22 protein-coding genes are annotated in these 24,002 nt (G+C 41.6%); 6 read left to right on the top strand and 16 right to left on the bottom strand.

The annotated features are described in order from the left end of the window. Positions 1-39: 39 nt before the first annotated feature. On the bottom strand, positions 40-1,080 hold the full coding sequence (locus tag PSE83_RS14570; protein ID WP_096864470.1) for a LacI family DNA-binding transcriptional regulator: 1,041 nt from the start codon (positions 1,078-1,080) through the stop codon (positions 40-42). A 43-nt stretch (positions 1,081-1,123) separates the two neighbouring features. Further along, on the bottom strand, positions 1,124-2,095 hold the full coding sequence (gene dsdC / locus PSE83_RS14565) for a DNA-binding transcriptional regulator DsdC (RefSeq protein ID WP_004259232.1): 972 nt from the start codon (positions 2,093-2,095) through the stop codon (positions 1,124-1,126). A gap of 217 nt (positions 2,096-2,312) precedes the next feature. On the opposite strand from dsdC, the gene dsdX reads away from it, so the two are divergent. Together dsdX and dsdA are read left to right on the top strand one after the other, a co-directional pair. Further along, complete coding sequence (dsdX, locus tag PSE83_RS14560; protein ID WP_094961591.1) at positions 2,313-3,650, top strand: D-serine transporter DsdX; 1,338 nt, start codon at positions 2,313-2,315, stop codon at positions 3,648-3,650. Positions 3,651-3,662: 12 nt separating this feature from the next. After that, positions 3,663-4,997 carry a D-serine ammonia-lyase gene (dsdA, locus tag PSE83_RS14555; RefSeq protein ID WP_172767443.1) on the top strand — a complete coding sequence of 445 codons (1,335 nt, stop codon included), beginning with the start codon at positions 3,663-3,665 and terminating at the stop codon, positions 4,995-4,997. Positions 4,998-5,066: 69 nt separating this feature from the next. On the opposite strand, the gene PSE83_RS14550 is transcribed toward dsdA, so the two are convergent. Genes PSE83_RS14550 through PSE83_RS14525 form a run of 6 tightly spaced genes read right to left on the bottom strand, consistent with a single transcriptional unit; the run spans position 5,067 to position 12,106 of the window. Continuing rightward, positions 5,067-6,128 carry an osmoprotectant NAGGN system M42 family peptidase gene (locus tag PSE83_RS14550; RefSeq protein ID WP_272660953.1) on the bottom strand — a complete coding sequence of 354 codons (1,062 nt, stop codon included), beginning with the start codon at positions 6,126-6,128 and terminating at the stop codon, positions 5,067-5,069. Between the two features lie 4 nt (positions 6,129-6,132). Next, on the bottom strand, positions 6,133-6,903 hold the full coding sequence (locus tag PSE83_RS14545) for a FadR/GntR family transcriptional regulator (RefSeq protein WP_272660952.1): 771 nt from the start codon (positions 6,901-6,903) through the stop codon (positions 6,133-6,135). A 30-nt stretch (positions 6,904-6,933) separates the two neighbouring features. Continuing rightward, complete coding sequence (locus PSE83_RS14540) at positions 6,934-7,737, bottom strand: ABC transporter ATP-binding protein (RefSeq protein ID WP_164565568.1); 804 nt, start codon at positions 7,735-7,737, stop codon at positions 6,934-6,936. Next, entirely contained in the window at positions 7,737-9,551 is a 1,815-nt protein-coding gene (locus tag PSE83_RS14535; RefSeq protein WP_004259247.1) for a dipeptide/oligopeptide/nickel ABC transporter permease/ATP-binding protein, read from the bottom strand. The genes PSE83_RS14540 and PSE83_RS14535 overlap by 1 nt, the downstream gene beginning before the upstream one ends. Beyond that, a complete protein-coding gene (locus tag PSE83_RS14530; protein ID WP_096864463.1) occupies positions 9,548-10,495 on the bottom strand; it encodes an ABC transporter permease in 948 nt (315 codons plus the stop codon). Before PSE83_RS14530 ends, PSE83_RS14535 begins: the two co-directional genes overlap by 4 nt. 51 nt (positions 10,496-10,546) lie before the next feature. After that, positions 10,547-12,106, bottom strand: coding sequence for an ABC transporter substrate-binding protein (locus PSE83_RS14525; protein WP_272660951.1), 1,560 nt, complete (start codon positions 12,104-12,106; stop codon positions 10,547-10,549). Positions 12,107-12,269: 163 nt separating this feature from the next. Here PSE83_RS14525 and PSE83_RS14520 point away from each other — a divergent pair, with 163 nt between their 5' ends. The 4 genes from PSE83_RS14520 (at position 12,270) to PSE83_RS14505 (ending at position 17,601) form a co-directional block, all read left to right on the top strand. Then, positions 12,270-12,932, top strand: a complete 663-nt coding sequence (locus PSE83_RS14520) for a DUF1028 domain-containing protein (RefSeq protein WP_144140545.1) — start codon at positions 12,270-12,272, stop codon at positions 12,930-12,932. Positions 12,933-13,850: 918 nt separating this feature from the next. Beyond that, on the top strand, positions 13,851-15,269 hold the full coding sequence (locus tag PSE83_RS14515) for an NAD(P)/FAD-dependent oxidoreductase (RefSeq protein ID WP_004259261.1): 1,419 nt from the start codon (positions 13,851-13,853) through the stop codon (positions 15,267-15,269). A gap of 123 nt (positions 15,270-15,392) precedes the next feature. Further along, on the top strand, positions 15,393-15,893 hold the full coding sequence (locus PSE83_RS14510; RefSeq protein WP_004259262.1) for a RidA family protein: 501 nt from the start codon (positions 15,393-15,395) through the stop codon (positions 15,891-15,893). A gap of 241 nt (positions 15,894-16,134) precedes the next feature. After that, entirely contained in the window at positions 16,135-17,601 is a 1,467-nt protein-coding gene (locus tag PSE83_RS14505) for a hypothetical protein (protein ID WP_172767447.1), read from the top strand. A gap of 190 nt (positions 17,602-17,791) precedes the next feature. On the opposite strand, the gene PSE83_RS14500 is transcribed toward PSE83_RS14505, so the two are convergent. The 8 genes from PSE83_RS14500 to PSE83_RS14465 all read right to left on the bottom strand — a co-directional run bounded on the left by PSE83_RS14500 (position 17,792) and on the right by PSE83_RS14465 (position 23,994). Next, the gene (locus tag PSE83_RS14500) at positions 17,792-18,550 is read right to left on the bottom strand and encodes an iron ABC transporter ATP-binding protein (RefSeq protein ID WP_004259268.1); all 759 of its coding nucleotides are present in this window, start codon (positions 18,548-18,550) and stop codon (positions 17,792-17,794) included. A gap of 1 nt (position 18,551) precedes the next feature. Further along, on the bottom strand, positions 18,552-19,535 hold the full coding sequence (locus PSE83_RS14495) for an iron chelate uptake ABC transporter family permease subunit (protein ID WP_004259269.1): 984 nt from the start codon (positions 19,533-19,535) through the stop codon (positions 18,552-18,554). Continuing rightward, positions 19,522-20,484, bottom strand: a complete 963-nt coding sequence (locus PSE83_RS14490; protein ID WP_004259272.1) for an ABC transporter permease — start codon at positions 20,482-20,484, stop codon at positions 19,522-19,524. The genes PSE83_RS14495 and PSE83_RS14490 overlap by 14 nt, the downstream gene beginning before the upstream one ends. Positions 20,485-20,487: 3 nt before the next feature. Beyond that, on the bottom strand, positions 20,488-21,456 hold the full coding sequence (locus PSE83_RS14485; RefSeq protein WP_094961600.1) for a siderophore ABC transporter substrate-binding protein: 969 nt from the start codon (positions 21,454-21,456) through the stop codon (positions 20,488-20,490). A gap of 375 nt (positions 21,457-21,831) precedes the next feature. Then, complete coding sequence (locus PSE83_RS14480) at positions 21,832-22,104, bottom strand: helix-turn-helix domain-containing protein (protein WP_004259284.1); 273 nt, start codon at positions 22,102-22,104, stop codon at positions 21,832-21,834. Between the two features lie 14 nt (positions 22,105-22,118). Then, complete coding sequence (locus tag PSE83_RS14475) at positions 22,119-22,961, bottom strand: MrpH family fimbial adhesin (protein ID WP_096864459.1); 843 nt, start codon at positions 22,959-22,961, stop codon at positions 22,119-22,121. A gap of 17 nt (positions 22,962-22,978) precedes the next feature. Beyond that, a complete protein-coding gene (locus PSE83_RS14470; RefSeq protein ID WP_004259289.1) occupies positions 22,979-23,509 on the bottom strand; it encodes a fimbrial protein in 531 nt (176 codons plus the stop codon). Next, positions 23,509-23,994, bottom strand: a complete 486-nt coding sequence (locus tag PSE83_RS14465) for a fimbrial protein (protein WP_036958061.1) — start codon at positions 23,992-23,994, stop codon at positions 23,509-23,511. Before PSE83_RS14465 ends, PSE83_RS14470 begins: the two co-directional genes overlap by 1 nt. Between the last annotated feature and the right edge of the window lie 8 nt (positions 23,995-24,002).

The following is a 24,002-nucleotide window of genomic DNA, read 5'->3' as shown; positions in this document are numbered from 1 at the left end:
TAACGAAATTTTAAGAACCGAATAACTTAGCCCCAAAGACTACAATGTCGTCGATTTTCGGATCAGCAATTCCCCATTAAATAAATATTGCATTGGTGGCTTATCTGGGTTTTCAAGTTTTTCCAATAAGCACTCCACCGCTTTATGCCCCATTTCCGCTGTCGGTTGAGACACTGAGGTTACCCCTTGCCCAGCCAATGCCGCCCATTCGAGGTTATCGAAACTCAAAAAGCCAATATCCGTTCCCCAACGTAACCCTTGTTTATTCATGACATATGCCAACTGCAAAGTGAGCACTCCATTAGCGGCAACAATCACTTTGCGCATACCACGATGTGCAGTACAAAAATCGGCAACAATGGCCTCCAATTTTGTAGGGTCAGGCAAGGTCACTTCATGAAATTCGCTTTGGATATGTTGATGGCTCTGCGATAACGCTTGAAAGGTCTGTAAGCGCTCTTGGCGTGCGCTGTTATACACAATGGGCTCAGTCACGAAGCAAATCGCTTCAAACCCTTGTTCAATCAGATGATTAAAGGCCATTTGTGCAGAAGCGGGGTTATCTAACCCAACCATGTCACTGGGAAAATTGTCGATTTTTCTATCTAACAAGACGAAAGGTAGGGTGGTTTCTTTCAGCACTTCAATGAATTGTTCGTTAACACCCGCTGAATTTATGATAAGTCCATCAACGCGGTAACCTTTTAGCAATTGAATAAATTGGCATTCACGCTCAATGCTGTTATCTGCATTGCAAACCACGGTCATGAAACCTTGTTTGATTGACTCGGCTTCTACCCCTTTTAATACTTCAACAGAGAATGGGTTACCGATATCGGCAATAATCAAACCAATCAAGCCTGTCCGCCCATGTTTCAAGCTGCGCGCCATTTGGTTTGGGCGATAGTTTAATTCACGAATGGCGCTTTCAATGCGTTGACGTAAATTATCAGAAAGCAAATGAAATTCACCATTCAAATAACGTGAGATACTGGTTTTCCCTGCCTGAGCTTTGGCAGCGACATCTTTGATCGTGGCAACTTTTTGCGTTTTCGGGGCCATAGCTTCAGGTTTTTCCATTCTCTAGAAATATCACCAAGAGGTTATCTTACTCGAATAAGCATCATTTTACTTGTGGTATTGCGTTAACTTGCTGTTTTAACCATTGAATAAAAATATCCGCCTTTGGGTTTCGTTTATCATTTAGCATCGCAAAATAGTGGCGCTGTTGACACTTCAGCGAAATATCACCAAATGGCATTACCAGTTCTTGGCGCTTTAAGCGTTTTTCAACCAATTGTTTACGTCCCATCGCCACACCGGCATGGTTCATTGCGGCAACAATCGCTAAATCAGAGCGATCAAAGCATAGGTTTCGGCGATGAGGAAACAAGGTTAATTGGTAATGTTCACTCCACGCCTTCCATTCATCATAATCAGAGTTACTGCTCCAAGCTTGTCTATCATGTAGCAAAGTACAATTTTTCAATTGATGAATATTATTAAGCAAATCATGTTGTTTAGCATATTGCGGACTACAGACCGGAACAATTGACTCTGACATTAAATCTTCACAATATAAATTGGGCCGAGTGATATCATCATAATAAATAGCAATATCAATGCCATAGCCACGAAAGTTAACGTCATCGTTGCCCGTTAATAGATTTAACTGAATTGAGGGATATTGGTTAGCAAAATCCGCAATTTTGGGAATTAACCAGCACTGGGCGATGGATGGTCGTGAATACACCGTAAGTTCACCCGAGATTTCTTGGTTCTTGATATCAATAATTTCTTGGTTAATATCATCCAAATTTTTGCGTAGTGCCCAATAAATTCGCTCACCATCAATCGTCAGCTCAATACGCCGATGAAAACGCTCAAATAATTTAAAACCTAACTCCCCTTCTAACGTATTAATTCGGTGGCTAACTGCACTGGGTGTTAATGCCAGCTCCTGTGCCGCTAATGCAAAAGAGCTATGCCGTGCTGCTGCTTCAAAGGTATGTAGGCGCGATAGCTGATAACTTGATAGCCGTTTATTCCATTGAATAAATCCAGATTGCTCAAATTGATTGAAATTTTCTGACATCAACGCCTCCAATAAAAACAACGATACTCAATGATTTCTACAATACCCTTTTTAAGATGAATTTAGATGACCCAAAGACGCTATTCTCCGTTTTATATGACTAATATCACACCTTTGAGTTAATTTGATTCATCTAAAGCTCGTGTTTCATCGTTTGTCACCACTGAATATTTATTATCCAATAGAAAAACAATAACAAGATGATCAGAGGTAGGATATGGACTCTACAATGTGGATGATTGGTACTTTAGTTATCAGTATTTTACTAATCATCGTTTCAATTATTAAATTTAAGTTTCATCCCTTTTTAGCACTTTTACTCGCCAGCTTCTTTGTCGGTATCTCCATGCAAATGAATCCATTGGAGATGGTCAACGCTATCGAAAATGGCATTGGGGGTACACTTGGTTTCTTAGCTGCCATTATCGGGCTAGGAACTATTCTTGGAAAAATGATGGAAATCTCCGGGGCAGCAGAGCGAATTGGGGTGACATTACAAAAAAGCCGTTGGTTGACTCCCGATGTCACCATGGTACTCATTGGGTTAATCTGCGGTATCACCCTGTTTGTTGAGGTCGGTGTGGTGTTACTGATCCCACTCGCATTTTCCATTGCCAAAAGAACCAATACTTCATTATTAAAGTTAGCGATCCCATTGTGTACTGCGCTGATGGCCGTCCATTGCATCGTACCGCCACACCCTGCTGCTCTATTTGTCACAAATGAATTAGGTGCTGATATTGGTACGGTGATTGTTGCAGGGTTAGCCGTAGGCCTAGTCGCATCATTAGTCGGCGGGCCACTGTTCCTCAAATTCTTAGGTGACCGCTTACCGTTTAAAACTGTGCCAGAAGCGTTCTCAGATCTTGAGGTACGTGAAGAAAAAGACTTACCTTCTTTAGGTGCGACACTGTTCACGGTGTTATTGCCAATTGCCCTCATGTTAATCAAGACTGCCGCTGACTTGAACATGAGCAAAGATAGCCAGTTATTTACCCTCTTACAGTTTATTGGTAACCCAATAACCGCTATGTTTATTGCTGCTTTTGTCGCTTATTACATGTTAGGGATAAGACGTAACATGGGTATGAGCGTATTACTCAGCAAAACCGAAGAGAGTTTTAGCTCAATCGCTAATATTTTATTGATTATCGGCGCAGGCGGGGCATTTAACGGTATCTTAAAAGGCAGTGGACTGAGCGATTCCTTAGCGATGGTGTTATCTGGTATTGATATGCACCCAATTTTACTGGCTTGGCTAGTCGCCATTATTCTTCATGCCGCTGTCGGTTCTGCCACCGTTGCGATGATGGGCGCAACGGCGATTGTTGCTCCGCTAATGCCAATGTACCCACACATTAGCCCAGAAATTATGACATTAGCCATTGGCTCAGGCGCAATTGGCTGCACTATCGTCACTGATTCATTGTTCTGGTTAGTCAAACAGTACTGTAATGCGACTTTAGCCGAAACATTCCGTTTTTATAGTGTCGCCACGTTGATTGCGTCTTTCGTCGCGCTGGCCGGGACTTTTGCACTTTCATTTGTGATTTAAAAGAGAGTAATTATGACTCAGATAAATGTTGATAAGTTAATTGCTGACTACCCTTTAGTTCAGGACTTAATCGATTTAAAGCAAATTGCGTGGTTCAACCCAAAGGTCACGACGACCCAAGCGGGTTTGCCTTATGTCGGGCTTATCATTGAAGATGTTCAAGATGCAGAAGCGCGCTTAACCCGCTTTGCGCCTTATTTGATGAAAGCGTTTCCAGAAACTCAAGCGACACAAGGGATTATTGAATCTGAAGTTATCGATATTCCCAACATGCAGGCCGCGCTGGAAAAACGGTATCAAACGCCAATAACAGGGAAAATGTTACTGAAAAAAGATAGCCACCTGCCAATTTCAGGGTCAATCAAAGCCCGCGGTGGCATCTATGAGGTTTTAACCCATGCAGAAAAATTGGCTTTAGAAGCTGGTTTATTATCAACAGATGATAATTACGAAATTTTATTCTCAGAACAATTTCGTCAATTCTTTAGCCAATACCGCATCGCGGTGGGCTCAACCGGTAACCTTGGCATGTCCATCGGTATTATGAGCGCTAAACTTGGCTTTAGCGTCAGCGTGCATATGTCCGCAGATGCCAGACAATGGAAAAAAGACAAATTGCGTTCACATGGTGTGAATGTTGTGGAATATGAGCAAGATTACAGCATCGCCGTTGAACAAGGCCGTAAAGAAGCAGAAAAAGACCCAAACTGCTTTTTTATTGATGATGAAAACTCCACAACCCTATTTCTTGGCTATGCCGTCGCAGGCCTTCGCCTAAAAAAACAATTTGTAGAGCAAGGGATTACAGTGGATAACGACCACCCGCTATTTGTCTATTTACCTTGTGGTGTTGGTGGTGGCCCCGGTGGCGTTGCTTTCGGGTTAAAACTCGCCTTTGGGGATGCCGCCCATTGCTTATTTGCAGAACCAACGCATTCACCTTGCATGTTGTTAGGAGTACATACCGGGTTACATGATGGCGTGTCAGTTCAAGAGATTGGTATCGATAATATCACTGCCGCTGATGGCCTTGCCGTTGGCCGCGCATCCGGTTTTGTGGGGCGCGCGATGGAGCGGTTGATTGATGGTTATTACACTATCGATGATAGCGAAATGTATAACCTGTTAGGCTTACTCAACCAGACCGAATCTATTAAATTAGAGCCTTCGGCCTTGGCGGGTATGACTGGCTGTGTGCATGTCACGCAAAACACAGATTATTTGCAATCCAAATCACTCACGCCTAAGCAACTGGCCAACGCAACACATCTGGTATGGGCAACAGGTGGCGGTATGGTACCCGCAGATGAGATGCAAAAATATTTATCGCAAGCCAATCTAAGTTAACAATTAACATGTTCAAAGCCCTCCTCACGTTAAATGATATGAGGGCTTTTTACCATCAGCCGCAAATTATTAGTTTTGCAATGATTGCCCCGGTAATGGGACTAAATCACTTTCAATATAGCGTCTCACTAAAGTCGCGAGCGCGACTAATGAGTCCAAATGAGTCCTTTCCCAACCGTGGGAGCTATCTAGTGCGAAACATGCTAAAGCCGCACGAATATCCCATCCTGCATCAATTGCTGCAGCACTATCCGAACGATAGTGTTTAAACGTATCGCGGACGTGAGGAATGTCATACTGCTGGCATAATTGTAATAAATGCCGCGTAATTGCTAAATCAAACGGGCCGGTTCTGTCGCGAAAAGCTAAAGTGAGTACGTCATCCCGTGTAGTTTGGTCAGGGGCAGAAACAGAGTTATCAATCGCTAATAATTCTTGAACCTGCGGACCAAAACCGTGGGTGCCTCCGATACCGACCTCTTCTGAAATCGTGAACATCATTTGGCAAGATACCGCTGGCACAATACCGTCATCCACCAGTGATTTTAATGCGGCTAACATCACTGCACATCCGGCTTTATCATCCAAATGACGCGATACAATAAAACCGTTATCAATGAATTCGGGTTGAGCATCCACTGCAACAATATCACCGACGTTTAAGCCATGGGATTGCAAATCAGCAAAGTTATAACAGGGGACATCAAGGCGAATTTCTAAATTATCCCAATCGGCTACTTGGGTATCTACCTCAGTATTAAAACGGTGCCCTGAGGCTTTTAATGGCAAAATCGTCCCACGATATTGGTGATCATCACTAAATACTGTCACCCTTGCACCTTCCGCAAAACGGGCTGCCCATGTGCCTGTATTACGCAGTGCCAAACGCCCATTCGGTTTGAGTTGTGTCACCATCGCCCCTAATGTATCAAGATGTGCGGCCAATGCACGTTTAGGTTCTTCAGAACCGAGTGTGATATAGAGCACCCCGCGGCGTGTGTATTTTGGTGTAAACCCCAACTCCGACAACCATTGGTGAGTTTGCGCAACGGCTTGTTCAGTCATCCCAACAGGGCTAGGTGTGCATAATAATGTTTTTAATACAGAGGTCAGATATACTTTATCTATCATTATATTACCTATCTTCACTTAAGAAACGTTCTTGTAATGTGGCTTGCAGCGCTAACATGGCTTGTTCTGCATAAGCCATATGTGCTTCCATTACCGATTGAACTTTAGCGGCATCTTTACGGCGTAAAGCCTCGATTAATTGATATTGGTATTCAATACCTTGGCGTCTATCGACAGGCTCAGGTTTTAAATAAATGTCCTGACAAACGGCTAAGTCTTTGAGTAAGCGTTGTAAAAAATGGCAGATAAACACTAATAAAACGTTATCGGAATAGCTGGCGACCACCGCATGAAAATCCAGCTCTGCCATTCGTTGCTGCCAGCGCTCATTTTCATCTGCGGGCTCATGGTCATAAATGGCGATGGTATCGTACAGCTTTTGAATTCCTGCGTTATCGATATTATCAATGGCACTGACTGCTACCACTGGTTCTAATAATTTACGTAACGTATAAATATCCTTTATGGATATATCCCGCGTGAATAAATAATTCGATAACAAACTCATCGCTCGCGCTTCAGTCATTGAATCAATAAACGCGCCACCACCAGGCCCAGTTTTTGTTTTAATTAACCCTTGAACTTCCAATGACTTTAATGCTTCTCTCACAGTGCTTTTGCTAGCGTTATAATGTTCAATTAACTCTTTTTCTTGTGGCAAACGGTCACCGGGTATGAGGTTATTGGCCATAATGGTTTCTTTTATCGCATTGACGATTTCATCAGTACGTTTAATACGCACTGACTCTATCGTCATTGGCTTATTGGTGCTCATATTAGCTTCTCAACTGGTTTAAATAAGTTTCTAATCGACTGAATCAACACGAATTCGTGGGGCACTTGCCAATAAATTTCGCGTATATTCATGCTCCGGTGCGGCAAATAAGCTGCGGGTATCTCGACATTCTAGCAAATCCCCTAAATAGAGTACGGCAACTCTATCTGCAATCGACTCCACTACCGCCAAATCATGGCTAATAAATAAATACGATAATGAAAACTGTTGTTTAAGTTGTTCTAATAACAATAAAACTTGCGCTTGTACCGAAACATCCAGCGCACTAACGGGTTCATCAAGTACCAATATTCGTGCATCCGCAGCTAATGCTCTCGCAATCGCTAACCGCTGTGCCTGCCCTCCTGAAAACTCATGAGGATAGCAAGCTAAAGCGTCGATTGGCATATTGACGGCTTCGAGTAATTCCGCCAAACGCTTCGCTCTTTGTGATGTGTTCATGTGCTTTAAGTATTTCAATGGAACCGTTAATGTCTCGCCTATCGTTTTACGGGGGTTCAAAGAAGCAACCGGGTCTTGAAAAACGTACTGAATGGCTTGCCCAAATGTACGTGAACCTTGTTGCAGCCATTCGGCACGAGTTTGCCCTAATACCGTAATTTCCCCCGAGGTTTCACGCTCCAACCCAACTAAAATACGCGCTAAGGTACTTTTTCCTGAGCCACTCTCCCCTACAACAGCAAGGGTTTCACCTTCATAGAGCGATAATGAAATATTTTTTAGTGCGTGAACTTGGCGCCCTCGAGGGTGAAATAGGCCTCTTGGCTGCCCGAAGGTTTTCACCAACTGATTAACCTCAATCACTTTTTTCATTAAACCTCCTGAGCCGATGTTAAATCATCACCATTGGGCTGATGACCATAAAGTTGTTGGACTTGTTTTAAAAATCCACGCCCTTCCCCTAATTTAGGGACACTGGCGATCAGGCGTTGTGTGTAAGGATGCTGAGGCTGGCGTAATACCGTTTGTGTCTCCCCTGTTTCAACTATCTCACCTTGCTGCATGACGGCAACACGGTCGCAAATTTGGTTAATAACCGCGAAATCATGGGTAATAAATAAGAGTGCAACACCGCGTTCACGGCGTAGTTGGTTGAGTAACTCTAAAATACGCGCCTGCACCGTAACATCTAATGCGGTGGTCGGCTCGTCGGCAATAATCAACACAGGATCATTAGCCAATGCCATCGCTATCCCTACCCGCTGGCGCTGCCCGCCCGAAAGCTCATGGGGGTAGGCATCAAAACGCTCCTGCGCATCTGGGATCCCAACGCTATCCAATAATTCAATGGCTTTATTTTTCGCCTCATAGAATGACAACGATTGGTGAGCAGTAATGGCCTCACGCAATTGCACACCTATGGTAAATTGCGGATGGAGTGTCGTCAGCGGGTCTTGGAAAATATAGGATACCTTCGCACCGCGACGGCGCTGCATAACAGATAACGGTAATGACAACATTTCTTCATGTTCTACATAAATACCACCAGCGGTAACCAACGCAGGAGGCGATGCAAGCAACCCCATTACAGATAAAGCCGTAACACTCTTACCCGAACCGCTTTCTCCAATTAGCCCTAAACATTCCCCCGCACCAACGGTAAAACTGATCCCTTTTACCGTTGGGCGTAATTGATTTCCTTGGCGAAAAGCGACCGACAAGTCTTTGACTTCTAATACCGCTTGTTCACCTCCCGTTTTCGCAGGAATATTAACTCTGTCAGTCTGTGTCATCGGTTGTGAGCGCTGTAAAGCGCCTGATTTTAACCGGGGATCAAGAATGTCACGCACGCCATCTCCTAACAGGTTAAAACTAATCACAATAAGAAAGATCATAATACCGGGTACCAATGCCACATGAGGAGCAACAAACATTTGTGCGCGCCCTTGCCCTAGCATTGAACCTAAATCTGCATTCGGTGGTTGAGTACCTAGCCCTAAAAATGACAAGCCTGCCGTCTCTAAGATCATCCAACCAATGGTCGTTGACATGGTAACCACAATGATTGGCAAGACATTCGGTAACACTTCCGTTAATAGGACTTGTAGGTGGTTTTTACCTGACAACCTTGCAGCTTGAATAAAGTCTCTATCACGTAACCCCACCGTTAACCCACGAATATTCCTAGCAAAAAAGGGAATATTCACTAATGCGATAGCATACAACGCATTGAGTAGTCCTGGCCCAAGTACCGCTACAATCGCTAATGCCAATAAAATGTATGGAAATGCCATTAGCATATCAATACAACGCATCAATAATGTATCGGTACGGTGGCCAACATACCCAGCAACCAAGCCAATCAGGGTGCCGAATATTGCCGCAATCAGTGTTGCGGAAATACCGACCAATAGAGATACTCGCGTTCCCCACAGCAATCGAGACAAAATATCTCGCCCTAAATGGTCAGTACCTAATAAATGGCCAGATGAAAAAGCGGGAAGTAGCCGATTAACTAAATCCGTTTCATCAGGATTAGCAAGGGGAAGCCAAGGCGCTAAAAATGCCAAGAGCATAATGATAGATAACGTAAATAAGCCCAAAGTTGCTAAACGGTTCGCCAGTAATAATGAGCCAATCGATTGGCGATGACGATGCTGAATAACAGGGGTCACTGACTGGCTCATGATTTCAACCTCGGGTCTAACATGGCTTGCACAACATCTGCAAGTAAATTGATAAAGACATAGGACGCTGCTGCAATCAATACGCCCCCTTGAACTAAAAACAAGTCACGGGTTGCGACAGCCTTCACTAGCATTGCGCCGAGCCCCGGCCACTGAAAAACGGTTTCAATATACACCGCACCACCAAAAACAAAGCCCGCTTGGATACCAATGACTGGGATAACGGAAACCAGTGCCATGCGAAATGCATGGCGAAAAATCACTTTGCGCTCGCTCAAGCCTTTTGCTCTTGCGGTACGAATAAAATCAAGTCGCAGTACTTCTAACATTGCTGTGCGTGTCAAACGCGCTATCACCCCTGTTGCGACTAATGAAAGCGTCACTGCGGGTAAAACAAGGTGATGCAATAAATCGCTCAGGCCACCGCCTTGCCAAATATCGTACATTCCTGATGCCGGAACCCATTGTAATTGAACAGAAAAAAGCATAATCATCAATAAGCCGATCCAAAAAGATGGCATTGAGATCCCCAATAAAACAGCAAGTGTAATAAATCGGTCACTCCAACTGAATTGGCGAATGGCGGAAAGGACTCCGGCCAGTAACCCTAAAACTGAACTCAGTAACAACGCACTTCCGCCCAAAATTAATGTGGCAGAAAATCGCTCTAAAACTTCATCAACGACAGGCCGGTTAAGAACAAATGAACGGCCAAAGTCACCCGAAATTAAATTATGCATCCAAATAAAATATTGCTGATATAACGGCTTATCCAACCCAAGCTCTGTTTTTACTCTAGCCACATTTTCAGGAGTCGCCCAAGGGCCAAGCAGCGCTTGAGCAGGGTCTCCAGGGATCATTGCCATGATAAAAAAGACAATTAACGTCAAACCAATCAGTATGGGTATGGTCGCTAAAATGCGTTTCAAACAGTATAACCACATAGTTTTTCCCCATAAAATCAAAAGATTAATTGAATATTTAATTCACATTAATCAATCTTTACGAACGTCTTTAAGTAATAAGTTAAAGTTAGGCTGCAATTTGAAATGTTTAACATGCTCATTAGCGACCGCATTTTGCTTCCAATTCGCCACAAATAACCAAGGGGCATCTTGATGAACAATTTTTTGTACTTGCCGATATAACTGGGCGCGCTCCTCGAGATTATTGGTGACTCGAGCTTTGTCTAATAACCTATCGAGCTGCTTGTTACTGTAATAACCGGAATTGAACCCGCCTTTATCTGGCCAAGAAGCGCTATGTAAGGTTAAAAAGGGTAAAGTATCTGGGTCATTCGTCATCCATGCCATTTCGGCCATATGCGCTTGTTTTAGACCTGCATTGACCTTTGATAGGTAAGTATTCCATTCAAAGGTTTGAATTTCGACAGATAGCCCAACCGCTTTCAGGTCTGCTTGAATGGCTGTCGCCATGGGGATCGGGTCTAGCATCCCTGAGCCCCCTTCCGTGACATAAAAAATAACTTTTTGCCCTTGAGCCCCTGCTTCTGCTATTAATTGGCGTGCTTTTTCAGGGTCATAAGGATAAGCCTTGGTTTCTGCATCAAATGCCCAATCAAATGCCGATGGGATGGGCCCTTGTGCTACCCCCGCAGAGTCCTGAAGAATGTATTTCACAATATTGTCTTTATTTACCGCATAGTTAACGGCTTGCCTCACACGCACATCATCAAACGGTGGCTGAGACGCATTGAGCATGGCATACCAAACATGAGGCCCTACGGCTTCATAAACATAAAAGCGGTTGTCATTAACAAATAATGGGACGTTATCAGCAGGGACTTCCACCATGGCATCAATTCCCCCCGATAACATTTCGGCTACCCGAGTATTGGCGTCAGTGATAGGCCGAAAAACAACATGTTTTAAACTGGGTTTACCATCCCAATAGTCTTCATTAGCGGATACGACCACCCTTTGGTTTGCGGTCCACTCATCAAACTTGAAGGGACCTGTTCCGCTAGGGTGCCGGCTAAAGTCTTTGTCATATTTCTTTACTGCTGCGGGTGAAACAATCAGCCCTGCTGGTGTCGCTAAGTTCGATAAAAACGGGGCAAACGGTTCTTTTAAGGTAAACACCACCGTTTTATCATCTGGAGTTTCTATCTTGTCTATTGCAGAAAAGAAAAATGATAATGGGAATGGCCCTGTATGGTAGTACGGGTGCTGGTTATCCAACATTCGTTCAAATGTGAATTTGACTGCATCCGCATTGAATGGGCTGCCATCATGAAATTTTATATTCTCGCGTAAATGGAAAGTATATGTGAGACCATCATCACTAACAGACCATGATTGGGCTAAAGCAGGTTCAAGCGTTAATGTACCATCCGCATTGCGAACTAACCCTTCGTACAAGTTAACCAAAATTCGAGAATCATTCGCAGCGGTTGCCACTTGTGGGTCTAATGACTGCGGCTCAGCAACTTGCCCTAATAACAAGACATCAGGATGGTTCACTGCCAATGTCGGTAGCGAAATAAAGCATAAAAGCCAAAAACTGGCTATCCACCCACATAAACGCATTTTCATTTGCTTCCCCCTGAGTGCTGACATTGCTATATGATTGTGAAGTGTGATTTGTGTCAATTTTGTTAATAATTTTATCTTTTTCTTTATTTATGATGATAAATTATATTTCAAGCAAGAATTTATAATGATAAATTTGATCAAGGTCTAATTTATGAGGTGTAAAATGACATTTTCAATTGTGGCGCGCTGCCCATTGACAGGAAAAATAGGTGCAGCGACGGCAACAGGTGGCCCTGCGGTTGGTGCATTGGTCTTACATGGCAAAAGCCAAACGGGGGCAATCGCAACTCAAGCAATGACCAACCCCATTGCTGGCTTAACAGGTATTGAATATTTGCAGCAAGGCCATAATGCGAATAAAAGCTTAAATCATCTGGTTAAGGAAGATATTGACTGTGAACGGCGACAATTAATTATTATGGATAACTATGGTGATACAGCTGATTGGACAGGTCAATATTGCTTACCTTGGTGTGGAAGTCTATCGGAACCCAACTTAGCCATTGCTGGAAATATGTTAGCTAGTGAACAAGTTTTGGATGCTATTCATCGAAGCTATCATAAAAATGCTCATCAAGATCTGGCTGATCGATTACTTATTGCCATGCAAGCTGGTGCCGATGAAGGTGGTGATTATCGAGGCATCCGCTCCGCTGCATTAAAAGTATGGAATGACCGGCAATACGCAGACATTGATATTCGCTGCGATTGGTCAGAAGCACCGCTATCAGCGCTTGAAACCATCCTTCAACAGGTTCGCTCCGAGGATTATGCTAATTTTTTCGCGCAAATCCCCACAGGAAATGAATATATCGCTAATAAGTGAAGCTATCATGGTGCATATCGACTAATAAAGTAAAATAACTGAATGATGTGTACCTGAAGTAAAAGTAACTATTTATGAAAATATTATTAACTGCATGAATAACTCTGTATTTTTTATCATTAAAGCCAGTTTAGCTTATTATTCAATTTATCATTCATTACTTAATCTTAATTATTCACTCTTGTCATACGTTCTATTACTTTTTACTATTCGTTGCCATCAGAAAATAAGTGGCTATTTTTAACAACATTAAAAATAATGAAAAATATCTATTACTTTAAATTTATCTAATTCTATCTCATAAATGATTACGATAATTAACCTTAATAAAGACTAGGTTATTTATTTTTGTTTAGGCGCTTCACTACAGAAACAAAACAACATTTATTATCAACTAGTTATACACCACACCCCCAGCTAACCTAGTGGACAATATTTATGCAACCTAACCAATCAATATTAAATACGGTTAAATACTGCAAGCCTTAACAAATGGATGATTAATAATCAAATGAACAAAAATAGCTCAAAAAGTACATTTAAAACTCATTTATATATTAATTTCCCAATTTTAGAACTTAAGGGATATTCAGAATTTTCATCTATGGTGAAATATTAATCTCCCTCTTTGACCCCCTCATCAATTATTGCCTTTAAGCTAAATTTTCATATTTACACCTGTACACTTTTAATGACATTAACATTAAAAAAATATTAATTCTTATATCTCTAAAATAAAGTAATCACCTACAAAGCCTTTACAGCACTGAGTAGATCAATTTACGTCACATTTCATTTCAATGACCTTTATTAACAAATGCTACCGCCACTTAACAATTACAAAATATATGATAAGATCATTATCTCAATTTGAAATTATTTACTATATAAAAAACAAGATTGTTATTGAGGTTATAGATGAAAATCTCGAGAAGAAAGCTATTATTAGGGGTTGGTGCTGCTGGTGTTCTAGCAGGAGGTGCTGCGGTTGTTCCTATGATTAATCGTGAAGGTCGTTTTGAATCGACTAAATCACGTGTACCTGCTGTTGCCGGTACTGAAGGCAAATTACCTGAGTCTGCGGATGCAGTCATCATCGGTGCTGGCCTTCAAGGGATCATGACCGCAATTAACCTTGCAGAGAAAGGTCTTAATGTTGTTATCTGTGAAAAAGGTGTTGTCGGTGGTGAGCAATCAGGCCGTGCATATAGCCAAATCATCAGCTACAAAACCTCTCCAGCTATTTTTCCTTTACACCACTATGGGAAAATTCAATGGCTCGGTATGAACGAAAAAATCGGTGCTGATACTAGCTACCGTGTTCAAGGCCGCGTTGAAGTGCCTTCAAGCGAAGAAGATTTAGAAATTTCAAGAGCGTGGATTAAGTCTGCATCTGAAAACCCAGGTTTCGATACGCCTTTACGTACCCGTATGATTGAAGGTACTGAACTGGCTAATCGTCTGGTTGATGCGCAAACCCCATGGAAAATTGGTGGTTTTGAAGAAGACTCTGGTAGCCTTGACCCAGAAGTTGTTACGCCAACGATGGCAAACTACGCTAAATCAATCGGTATTCGCATCTACACTAATTGTGCAGTACGTGGTATTGAAACTGCAGGCGGCAAAATTTCTGATGTTGTCACTGAAAAAGGTGCAATCAAAACGTCTCGTGTTGTTCTGACGGGGGGTATTTGGTCGCGTCTGTTCATGGGTAACTTAGGTATTGACGTTCCAACACTAAACGTTTATCTGTCACAACAGCGTATTACTGGCGTACCAGGTGCACCAAAAGGTAACGTACACTTACCTAACGGTATTCACTTCCGTGAACAAGCTGATGGGACTTATGCTGTTGCACCACGTATCTTTACCAGCTCTATCGTTAAAGACAGCTTCCTGTTAGGCCCAAGATTCCTACATGTATTAGGTGGCGGTGAATTACCATTAGAATTCTCTCTTGGTAAAGACTTATTCAACTCCTTCATGATGGCAACATCTTGGAATTTAGACGAGAAGACTCCATTCGAAGAGTTCCGTACGGCAACAAATACACCAAACAATGAACACTTAGATGGCGTTCTAGAAAGACTGAGAAAAGAGTTCCCAGTATTTAAAGAGTCTAAAGTGGTTGAGCGTTGGGGTGGTACTGTTGCACCAACGGATGATGAAATTCCAATTATTTCAACCATCGAGCAGTATCCAGGTCTGGTCATCAACACCGCTACAGGCTGGGGTATGACAGAAAGCCCTGCATCTGGTCGATTAACGGCAGAATTGTTAATGGGTGAAACACCATTTATCGACCCTACGCCGTATAAACTTTCTCGTTTTAACTAAAAAACGGGGAAAATAACGATTTTTACTGTGGATCTATTAGCGAATAGTTTAAAGTTAAATGAAAGTTTAATTTTTGATAAAATTAATAGATCCTATTTACTTTGATAATGTTAAGGAGTTTACATGCGCTATAAAACTTTATTGCTTTCTCTGCCTTTGATTTTAGGTGTAGCAAGTGCGAATGCAGCTGATGATGTTAAACGCGTTCCAGTGAAAGGATTCCCTATCTCTGAATCAGTAGAAATCAATGCGGGCAACCTCATTTTCCTAAGCGGAAAAGTTCCTTCTAAAATCTCTGCAGACGCTAAAGAAGGCGTTTTAGAGTCTTATGGTAATACCGAAGCACAAACAATCAACGTATTAAAACAAATCCAAGCTAACCTCGAAGGTATGGGTTTGACAATGAATGATGTTGTTAAAATGCAAGTATTTTTAGTTGGTGGTGAAGAAACTCAAGGTACTATGGACTTCGCTGGCTTCATGGCCGGTTACAATAAGTTCTATGAGTCTGAGAAAATTACTAATCTGCCAGCTCGTTCTACCTTCCAAGTCGCTAAACTGGCTAACCCAGCTTGGAGAGTAGAAATAGAAGTGACAGCGGTACGCCCTGCTGCAAAAAAATAAGTTATTCAATAACGAATAGCTAAACGATAATGAGGCATAGTAATGTGCCTCGTTATAATAACACTTCTTAATTGCCACATCTTTCAACATTCCCTCACAGACTGTCATTATTGCTTCCTGTATGCTATTGCTTAAAGTTCTTCAATAAATAAACGTGCTATGCTGCAATCATTAGCACTGCAATCATTAGCACTGCAATCATTAGGGTAAAAATGAGTCATCGCATCAAATAAGGCAATATATGATTAAAGAGTCTCTCAAGATCCACGGTAAAAAACAGTTTGAAATCAAACAAAAAGTTCTATTGCCTCGTAAATCAAAAGAGATCCGCTATCAGGTCGAAAGTTTTTTCTTTCTTCCATCATCATTGCAAGTCAACCCTGATCTATACACGCCATCAAGCCTTCAACGTAGCCTCAAAAACTATATCCGCTTAAGCCCATCCACGGTTAAGCTTTCAGCTTTACCAGAAGAAAATGGCGAATTAGATGACTTAAAACGCTGGTTAGAACAATGTGACCCATTAAACCCACCCTCATTGGACGAGTATGAGAACAAGTTAAAACGCTATGCTTTAACCTTTAAGCGCACGGTACGAATTAATGTCAAAATGATAAGCCAAAACGCCCAACGACAAACAGATGAATACTTAACCGAGTTTATGGCGAACATGGCGAAATGCCTCGGGGTTTATCGGGCGTTAGCGCCACTGGCGGGAAAAATTGAAGAAAGCATTCGCTCAAATGCATTTTCTTATTGCGACGAATTTATGACCTACTACACCATGAATTATTTGCGTGATTTATTAGCTGAGAAGCAAATACCGTTACGTGAAGAAATCCGTCATTTTTGGTATCAAGAAATGCGTTACCTAAAGAAACAATACCCTGATTGTTTTCCCAGTGATGAAACTGATGCCGAATTAGTGACATATCGTCGCAATTTATTGAAAAAATACATCAATCGCTACCTTTACTTAGAGATCCGCCATAAACGTGGGTTGCCATTATTATTGCACTCCATTTATGGTATCGCTGCAGCAATCTCAATGATTTTTGCCACGTTAATCGCCTTTCTTTGGCAAGGAAAATATGGCGCGTTGAGTGCAAATTTATTTTTAGCTATGGTTATTGGCTATATTTTCAAAGATAGGCTGAAAGAAATCGGTCGTGAGCAACTCTATCGCGTTTTCCAAAAGTGGATCCCGGATAGACAGCTACGTATTTATCGTGAAGGTGTTAAGGCCCCTGTCGGGCTATGCAAAGAGTCTTTTCGCTTCATCAGTGAAAACATGCTCTCCCCTGATATCCGTGAAATGCGACAAAAATCCCATTGGGTTAATTTAGTTAATGTCCAACGTATGGAAGATATCCTGTATTACCGCAAAGATGTATTGCTACATAACCGCCATTCGGTGTTTGAAAAAAACCAATCATCAATTGCTGATATCACACGCTTTAATATTTCAGATTTTCTAAAATATATCGATATTAGCTATGAAGAACTCACTGTAAATGATGATGAACCTGCAATCATTGGTGAAAAGGTGTATCACATTTACCTTTGCCGCCGTGTCACAATTAACAAAAAAACCTACAATGAGCTGGCGCGTTTAGTGGTTAATGCCGATGGGATAAAACGCTTAGAAGTGTTGCAATCACTGGACTTGCTGACAACCGATGAAGACATTGAAATTTCACCGCAATGAATTCATTCTGCCACTAACGGTCTTCTATTCGGTACATTTAGGTTGTAGCCAACACCGCTACAGCTCAAACTATGATAACCATTTAATTTTCTAAATCATTCGAACTGTAGCAAGGCGGCAAGAGAAGATATCTCGGGGAGCATACAAAAGTATGTGACCCGACCGCTACAGCTCGAAGGATGACGAAAATTTAGTAGTAGAGAGCAATATACTGATCATCCACCCGTTTAATATCAACCGGAGTATCAAAAATATCCTCAATAATGTCAGATTTCATGATCTCTTCTGGCTTACCGTGATAAGACAGGCGGCCGTTTCTCAGAGCGACAATATAGTCCGAATAAACGGAAGCGAAATTTATATCGTGGATTACTAAGATAATGGTTTTGCCTAGCTCATCTGCCGCTTTACGCAGCAGTTTCATCATGATCACCGCATGTTTCATATCCAGGTTATTCAATGGCTCATCAAGTAAAACATATTCTGTATCTTGACATAAAACCATTGCGACATAAGCCCGTTGGCGTTGGCCACCCGATAATTCATCTAAATAACGGTGACGTAAATCTGACAAATTTAGAAAAGAGAGTGACTCATCAATTTTCTTTTTATCGTCAATGGTTAAACGGCCTTTAGTGTATGGGTAACGCCCAAAACCAACCAATTCCTCGACTGTTAAACGGCTGGCAAATTGATTTTCTTGGCGTAAAACTGACAAACATTTCGCTAATTTATCACTCGGTGTTGTCGATACGTCTAAATCATTCACTTTGACGTAACCACCGTGATCAGGCTGTAACAAGCGCCCAATTATCGACAACAGTGTTGATTTACCTGCACCATTAGGCCCGATGATTGAGGTAATACCGCTATTTTTAATTGTTGTTGTTACGTTATCTAAGACTTTAGTATCCTGATAACTTTTCGATATCTGACTAATTTCAATCATACTAAAACCTTCTTAACACCATATAAATAAAGAAAATACCGCCGACAAATTCGATAACAACTGATAATGTCCCAGCCATATTTAAGCCATATTCTAGAATCAACTGCCCACCAATCAACGCAATGACACCAAGTAGAAAGGAAACGGGTAGCAAATAGCGGTGTTGGCTACTGCCAGCCACTAAATAAGCTAAATTCGCGACCATCAAACCTAAGAATGTTAAAGGCCCAACTAATGCTGTAGAAACTGCAACTAATATTGAGATAAGCAACAAAATGACAGTGACTTGCTGGCGATAATTAATTCCTAGATTCACCGCATTGGCTTGCCCTAACGCGATAACGTCAAAACAATAACGCATGCGCCACAATAGGACACCGACGACTGCCGTAATCATTAATGTGAATAGAATTAGCTCAGGTGTTCCCTTTGTGAAGGTGGCAAACATCCGGCTTTGTAAAATGGAAAATTCATTAGGGTCCATTAAACGCTGCAGCAATGTCGCTACGCTGCGAAATAATGTGCCAAGAATGATACCCACCATCAATACTAGGTTGATATTCATTTTAACTGACACAAATAACCAGCGGTAGAGCAGAACAGAGAACAGTACAAGTAGTGTGGACTCTAATAAAAACTTACCAATATTCAATAACCAAGAGGATGGAAAGCTCTCACTATAGAAGATAAAAATGGTTTGTAATAATACAAACAATGCTTCTAATCCCATGATAGATGGGGTTAATATCTTATTATTAGCAATCGTTTGAAAGAGAACTGTTGAAACCCCAGCCGAGAAAGCTACCACAATCATGGTGAGAACAATATAGCCTCGATGCGGCAAAATATAAGCAAGATTGCTACCCAAATTGACCGTCATATAAAGCACAATGGATAGCAGCGATAGTGCCAGTAGTATCCATATTCTTTGCAACGGCGTTACCCCTTTTTTAGGTAACGCTATTGATGAATTAACTTTTTGCATAACGTTGTTGCTTCAACAATAAATATAAAAAAATCACCGCGCCAACGACACCTAAAATCACACTTGCTGGGATTTCAAATGGATAGCGAATTAAGCGCCCAATAATGTCACACAGTAAAACTAAGCCACCACCAGCAATACAAATCCATGGGATGGTTTTACGTATGTTATCGCCCATCACTAAGCTCACGAGATTTGGAATAATTAAGCCTAGGAAAGGTAATGCCCCGACCACCACGACCACGACGCCACTGATTAAAGCGATAATCGATAAACCAATGGTCATCACTTTGCGATAATTTAGGCCAACATTAATTGAAAACTCACGTCCCATACCAGCCACCGTAAAGCTATCGGCAATCCAGCAAGCAATTAATGTTAATATTCCCACTAACCACAAAAGTTCATATCGGCCTTGAATGATGCTAGAAAAGTCACCGCTCATCCATGCACCAAGAGATTGTAGTAAGTCGAAGTAATAAGCGGTAAAAATGGTCAATGCGCTAATAACTGCCCCTAACATAATCCCCACCAGTGGAACTATCAGGGCAGATTTTAAAATCACACGACGTAATAGCACCATAAACAACATGGTGCCAAGAAGTGCAAAACCGCTGGCCACCACCATTTTAGTCATAATACTTGCTGCTGGGAAAAGCACCATGACGACCAATAAGCCTAAACTGGCTGACTGGGTTGTTCCTGCGAGGGAAGGTTCAACAAAACGGTTTTGTGTTAATAATTGCATGATTAGCCCAGCAACACTCATGGCGCTACCAGCTAAAATCAAGGAGACGGTTCGGGGAATTCGGCTAATAAAAAAGATGTCTTGCATCTCTGGGTCGGTGAAAAGCGAAACGGGTGACACGTCACCCGCTCCAATAAACAAGCTTAATACCGCTAAAACCAATAACGCGACAATTCCACAAAAAAGATAAAGCGTTTTCATCGGTTATTTTGCTTGGCTCTTCTCTAATGCTGTATTGATATCGTCCATTAACTGAGAATAAGTTTGGATCCCACCGGCAATATATACTGCTGTTGGGTCAAGGTAAGTAATTTGGCCTTTTTCCCATGCAGCGGTTTTTCTAACTAATGCGTTATCTAATACTTCCGCAGCAGGCTGTGCATCCGTTTTGCCAATTGCGCTGTCACGGTCGATAACAAATAACCAGTCTGGGTTTAATTTCACCAGTAATTCTGCATTAACGATATTACCGTGGCGACCCGTGTTTTCTTCAAATACATAAGCAGGTTCAAAACCTAATACATCAAAGATAAAACCGAAACGAGAACCTGGTCCATACGCAGAAATTTTACCGCCACTAACTAAGATTACCATCGCTTTACCCGCAGTCGGCGCTTTAGCTTTGATACCTTCAATTTTAGTATTGAAGTCAGAAATCAGTTTTTTGGCTTGTTCTTCTTTACCGAATAGCGCGCCAAGTTCATTAGTACGTTCAGTTAAGCTACCAATAAAGTTTTTGTTATCAATATCTAATGAAATAGTTGGTGCAACACCGCTGAGTTTGTCATAGGCATCACGAGCACGGCTACCACCTAAAATCAGGTCAGGCTTAGCATTACTTAAGGCTTCATAAGCAGGTTCAAATAATGTCCCGCCATTGATGTATTCAGAACCACTGTATTTAGTTAAGAATTCAGGGAAGTGAACGTTGGTTTGTGGAACACCGGCAACTGGTGCCCCGAGTGCATCCATGATGTCCAATGTTTCCATGTTCATCACCATGACTTTTTGCGGATGACGAGGAATTTCAGTTTTGCCTTGGGCATGTTCTATTGTGATAGTTTGTTTTTCTGCGACTTGAGCTGTTTCTGTCGTGTCTTTTGCGTTATCACAACCAGCTAACACTAACGCAGATAACAACGCAATACCCGAAACTAATGATTTTGCAAACATCTAATTTCCTCCGTCCATCGATAAAAGTACTGATGATAAAATTTGGTGATCCACAATGTAGCGTATATTACACGCAAATAAGCGCAAATGATATTAGTTTGCATTTGCATTCACTAAAAAGTTGTTGCAACGCACAAAAACATCAATTTAATTTGTTGAATCTATGAATTTTAAAGTGTTAAAAGGCAAGAGAGAGATAAAAAACGAGGAGAACTCTATAAAAGAAAGGGTTGGCAGTTTGTTACGACACTTAATTCAAAAATAAATAGGTTGAGTTTTCTACTGTACGTGCTTGCTTAGCGACTTTTATTACAGTTAGGCGACATAAAATCGTCATCTCAACCTATTTATCATTAACAACCATTTAAAGATTTATTATTGCGTATCATCCAGTCGCCCATTTTCACTGAGCTGAGAACTGATATCTTCAAGGAACCAATCAATTGGTGTTCCCATCAAAAATGCAAGTTTAAACAAGTGAAACAAATCAATCTTGATTTTGCCTCTTTCATAGCGTGAGATCTGTTGTTGACTAACACCTAATAACTGAGCTAACTGAAACCCTGTATACCCCAGTTCTCTACGCTTTTCTAAGATCCTCTGACCTACCATATAATGGATTTTTTCACTGCCATTTTCTGAATACATATTTTCACCATTTATTAAGGCACAGTTAAAATAAGGGCTGCGGCACCTTCAAACTGACCGGCTTGAACTCGGCCATTAGTACCTAATACAGCTTTCATGGTTACCGAATTTGTTCCACCAGCAGGCACATGAATTCTGTAACCAGCTTCTCCTGGCGTATCGTTTCCACCTAGATACAAATTCGCGTATAAACTGTTATCTGGTCGTAAATTAACACGGCCATTTGTCACGTTAACACCTGTGGCAATCACTAGCACATCCATCGCTAAGTTACAGGTCACACTAATGTTTACTTGTTTTGATTGACCAGCAAGTTCAGCTTCACTAATCGAACCAAAGTTAATATCAGGGATCGTATTGTTAATCTTACAAGCCCCAATCGGTGGAGGCGCAATACCACATAATGAGCCGGGAATTAACCCACCGTTACTCGTAACCCCAGTACGATCTTGGTAAAACAGCCCCACACATTCCTGATTATTCTGTAGCCTAACCCCAGTATGAACAGCCCACTGTGTTGCTGGAGCTGTCGCCTTTGCCAAAACACCGGGTATATTCTGAACGTCACGCATGTATTCATACTTAGAAATTTCGGCCAACTCGACGGTTGCCGCCCCTGGTGTTCCAGCAGCTGTATGCTTATGGCTTATGGTGAGATAGCATTTCGACCACCTAAAGCAAGGATTACGCGTAGTTGGCAATTCAGGGTCCCAGCGAGCAATGACGTACTTATAGTTTGCATCCCCATTATTTGGGTTATTACCGGGCTTTGATTCAGTGATATAGGAAAAAACAGAGGCTGATGCAGTAGATGAAAACATGACTGCACCAATTAATAGCGATAAAAATACTTTCATATTAGTTCACAGCCTTATTATTCATAATCTAATTTAAATGTTGCTACAGCACTGTAAGGGCCTACTTTTATTGTCTTATTTGCAATAGCATCCGGTTCACCTTTTAAATAGGCATAGAACCTCAATTGGTTAGCACCATCTTGTAACGTTAACTTCGAGCCTTTCTGGTCAATAGCCAGTGGTGTTTTATCTGAGTTTTGTAACCCCACTGCGAAACCAGATGCAACACTACCTGTTGATAATGCAATAAAACCAGGAAGTGCAAGATTAGGTGTTCCTGAAAACGTCACTTCCACAAATTTGCCTATCGTTGTGTCACAGTCGGCCAGTTTAATCGCAAACTCTTTAGGCGGAGTTTCACCATAGGCGTAAAAGTTTTTTTCTGGTGTATCAAAAAATTCCATCAGGATGTTTTCATCACCCGGTAAAATAGTGCAGGGTTCCTCCACTAAATTACCGATAATCCTTAAATTATCAGGCACAGCGAAAGCAGTGCTAACGTTGATAAGTAAGGCACTAGCTACTGCACATTGAATTAGTTTGTTCATTATTGGTACTCCGCTAGCAATGTCCCTGTTGCGGCAAAGCCTCCTTCAGGCAACGTAACGCCCAATCTCTTTACAGGAACAACCTCTAAAACAGGTGGTTGCCCATAGCTAATCTTTAACGGTTTATTAATTTCAAAACCGAGGCCATTTTGGGTAATACGCATGCCAAGATCTCGAACATTAGTTTCCAGTGCCGACTTATCAAAATCTGTTGCTGTCCCTTTGATAGTTAGCATTAAGTCCCAACCTTTTAAGTTTTCTTCACACTTCAATGCGTAATTAATCGGTTTCGCAAAGTTAACGCCATCAACCTTATGTAAACCAATGTCTTTGTATTCGATGACGTGAACTTTATCTTCAAAAACAGTGCAAGGCGGTGGAAGTAACAAGGTTCCAGTAAATTCCACATCGTTTGCCATCGCAGCGCTAACAGGTATAACTAACAAACTCATTATCAGAGGAAGTCTTTTCATTATTTTTTTCATTATTTTCC

It is taken from the genome of Providencia sp. PROV150 (assembly GCF_028481025.1).
Taxonomy (GTDB): domain Bacteria; phylum Pseudomonadota; class Gammaproteobacteria; order Enterobacterales; family Enterobacteriaceae; genus Providencia; species Providencia hangzhouensis.
The sequence above is the reverse complement of the archived record's forward strand: the minus strand, read 5'-3'. Positions and strand labels throughout refer to the sequence as shown.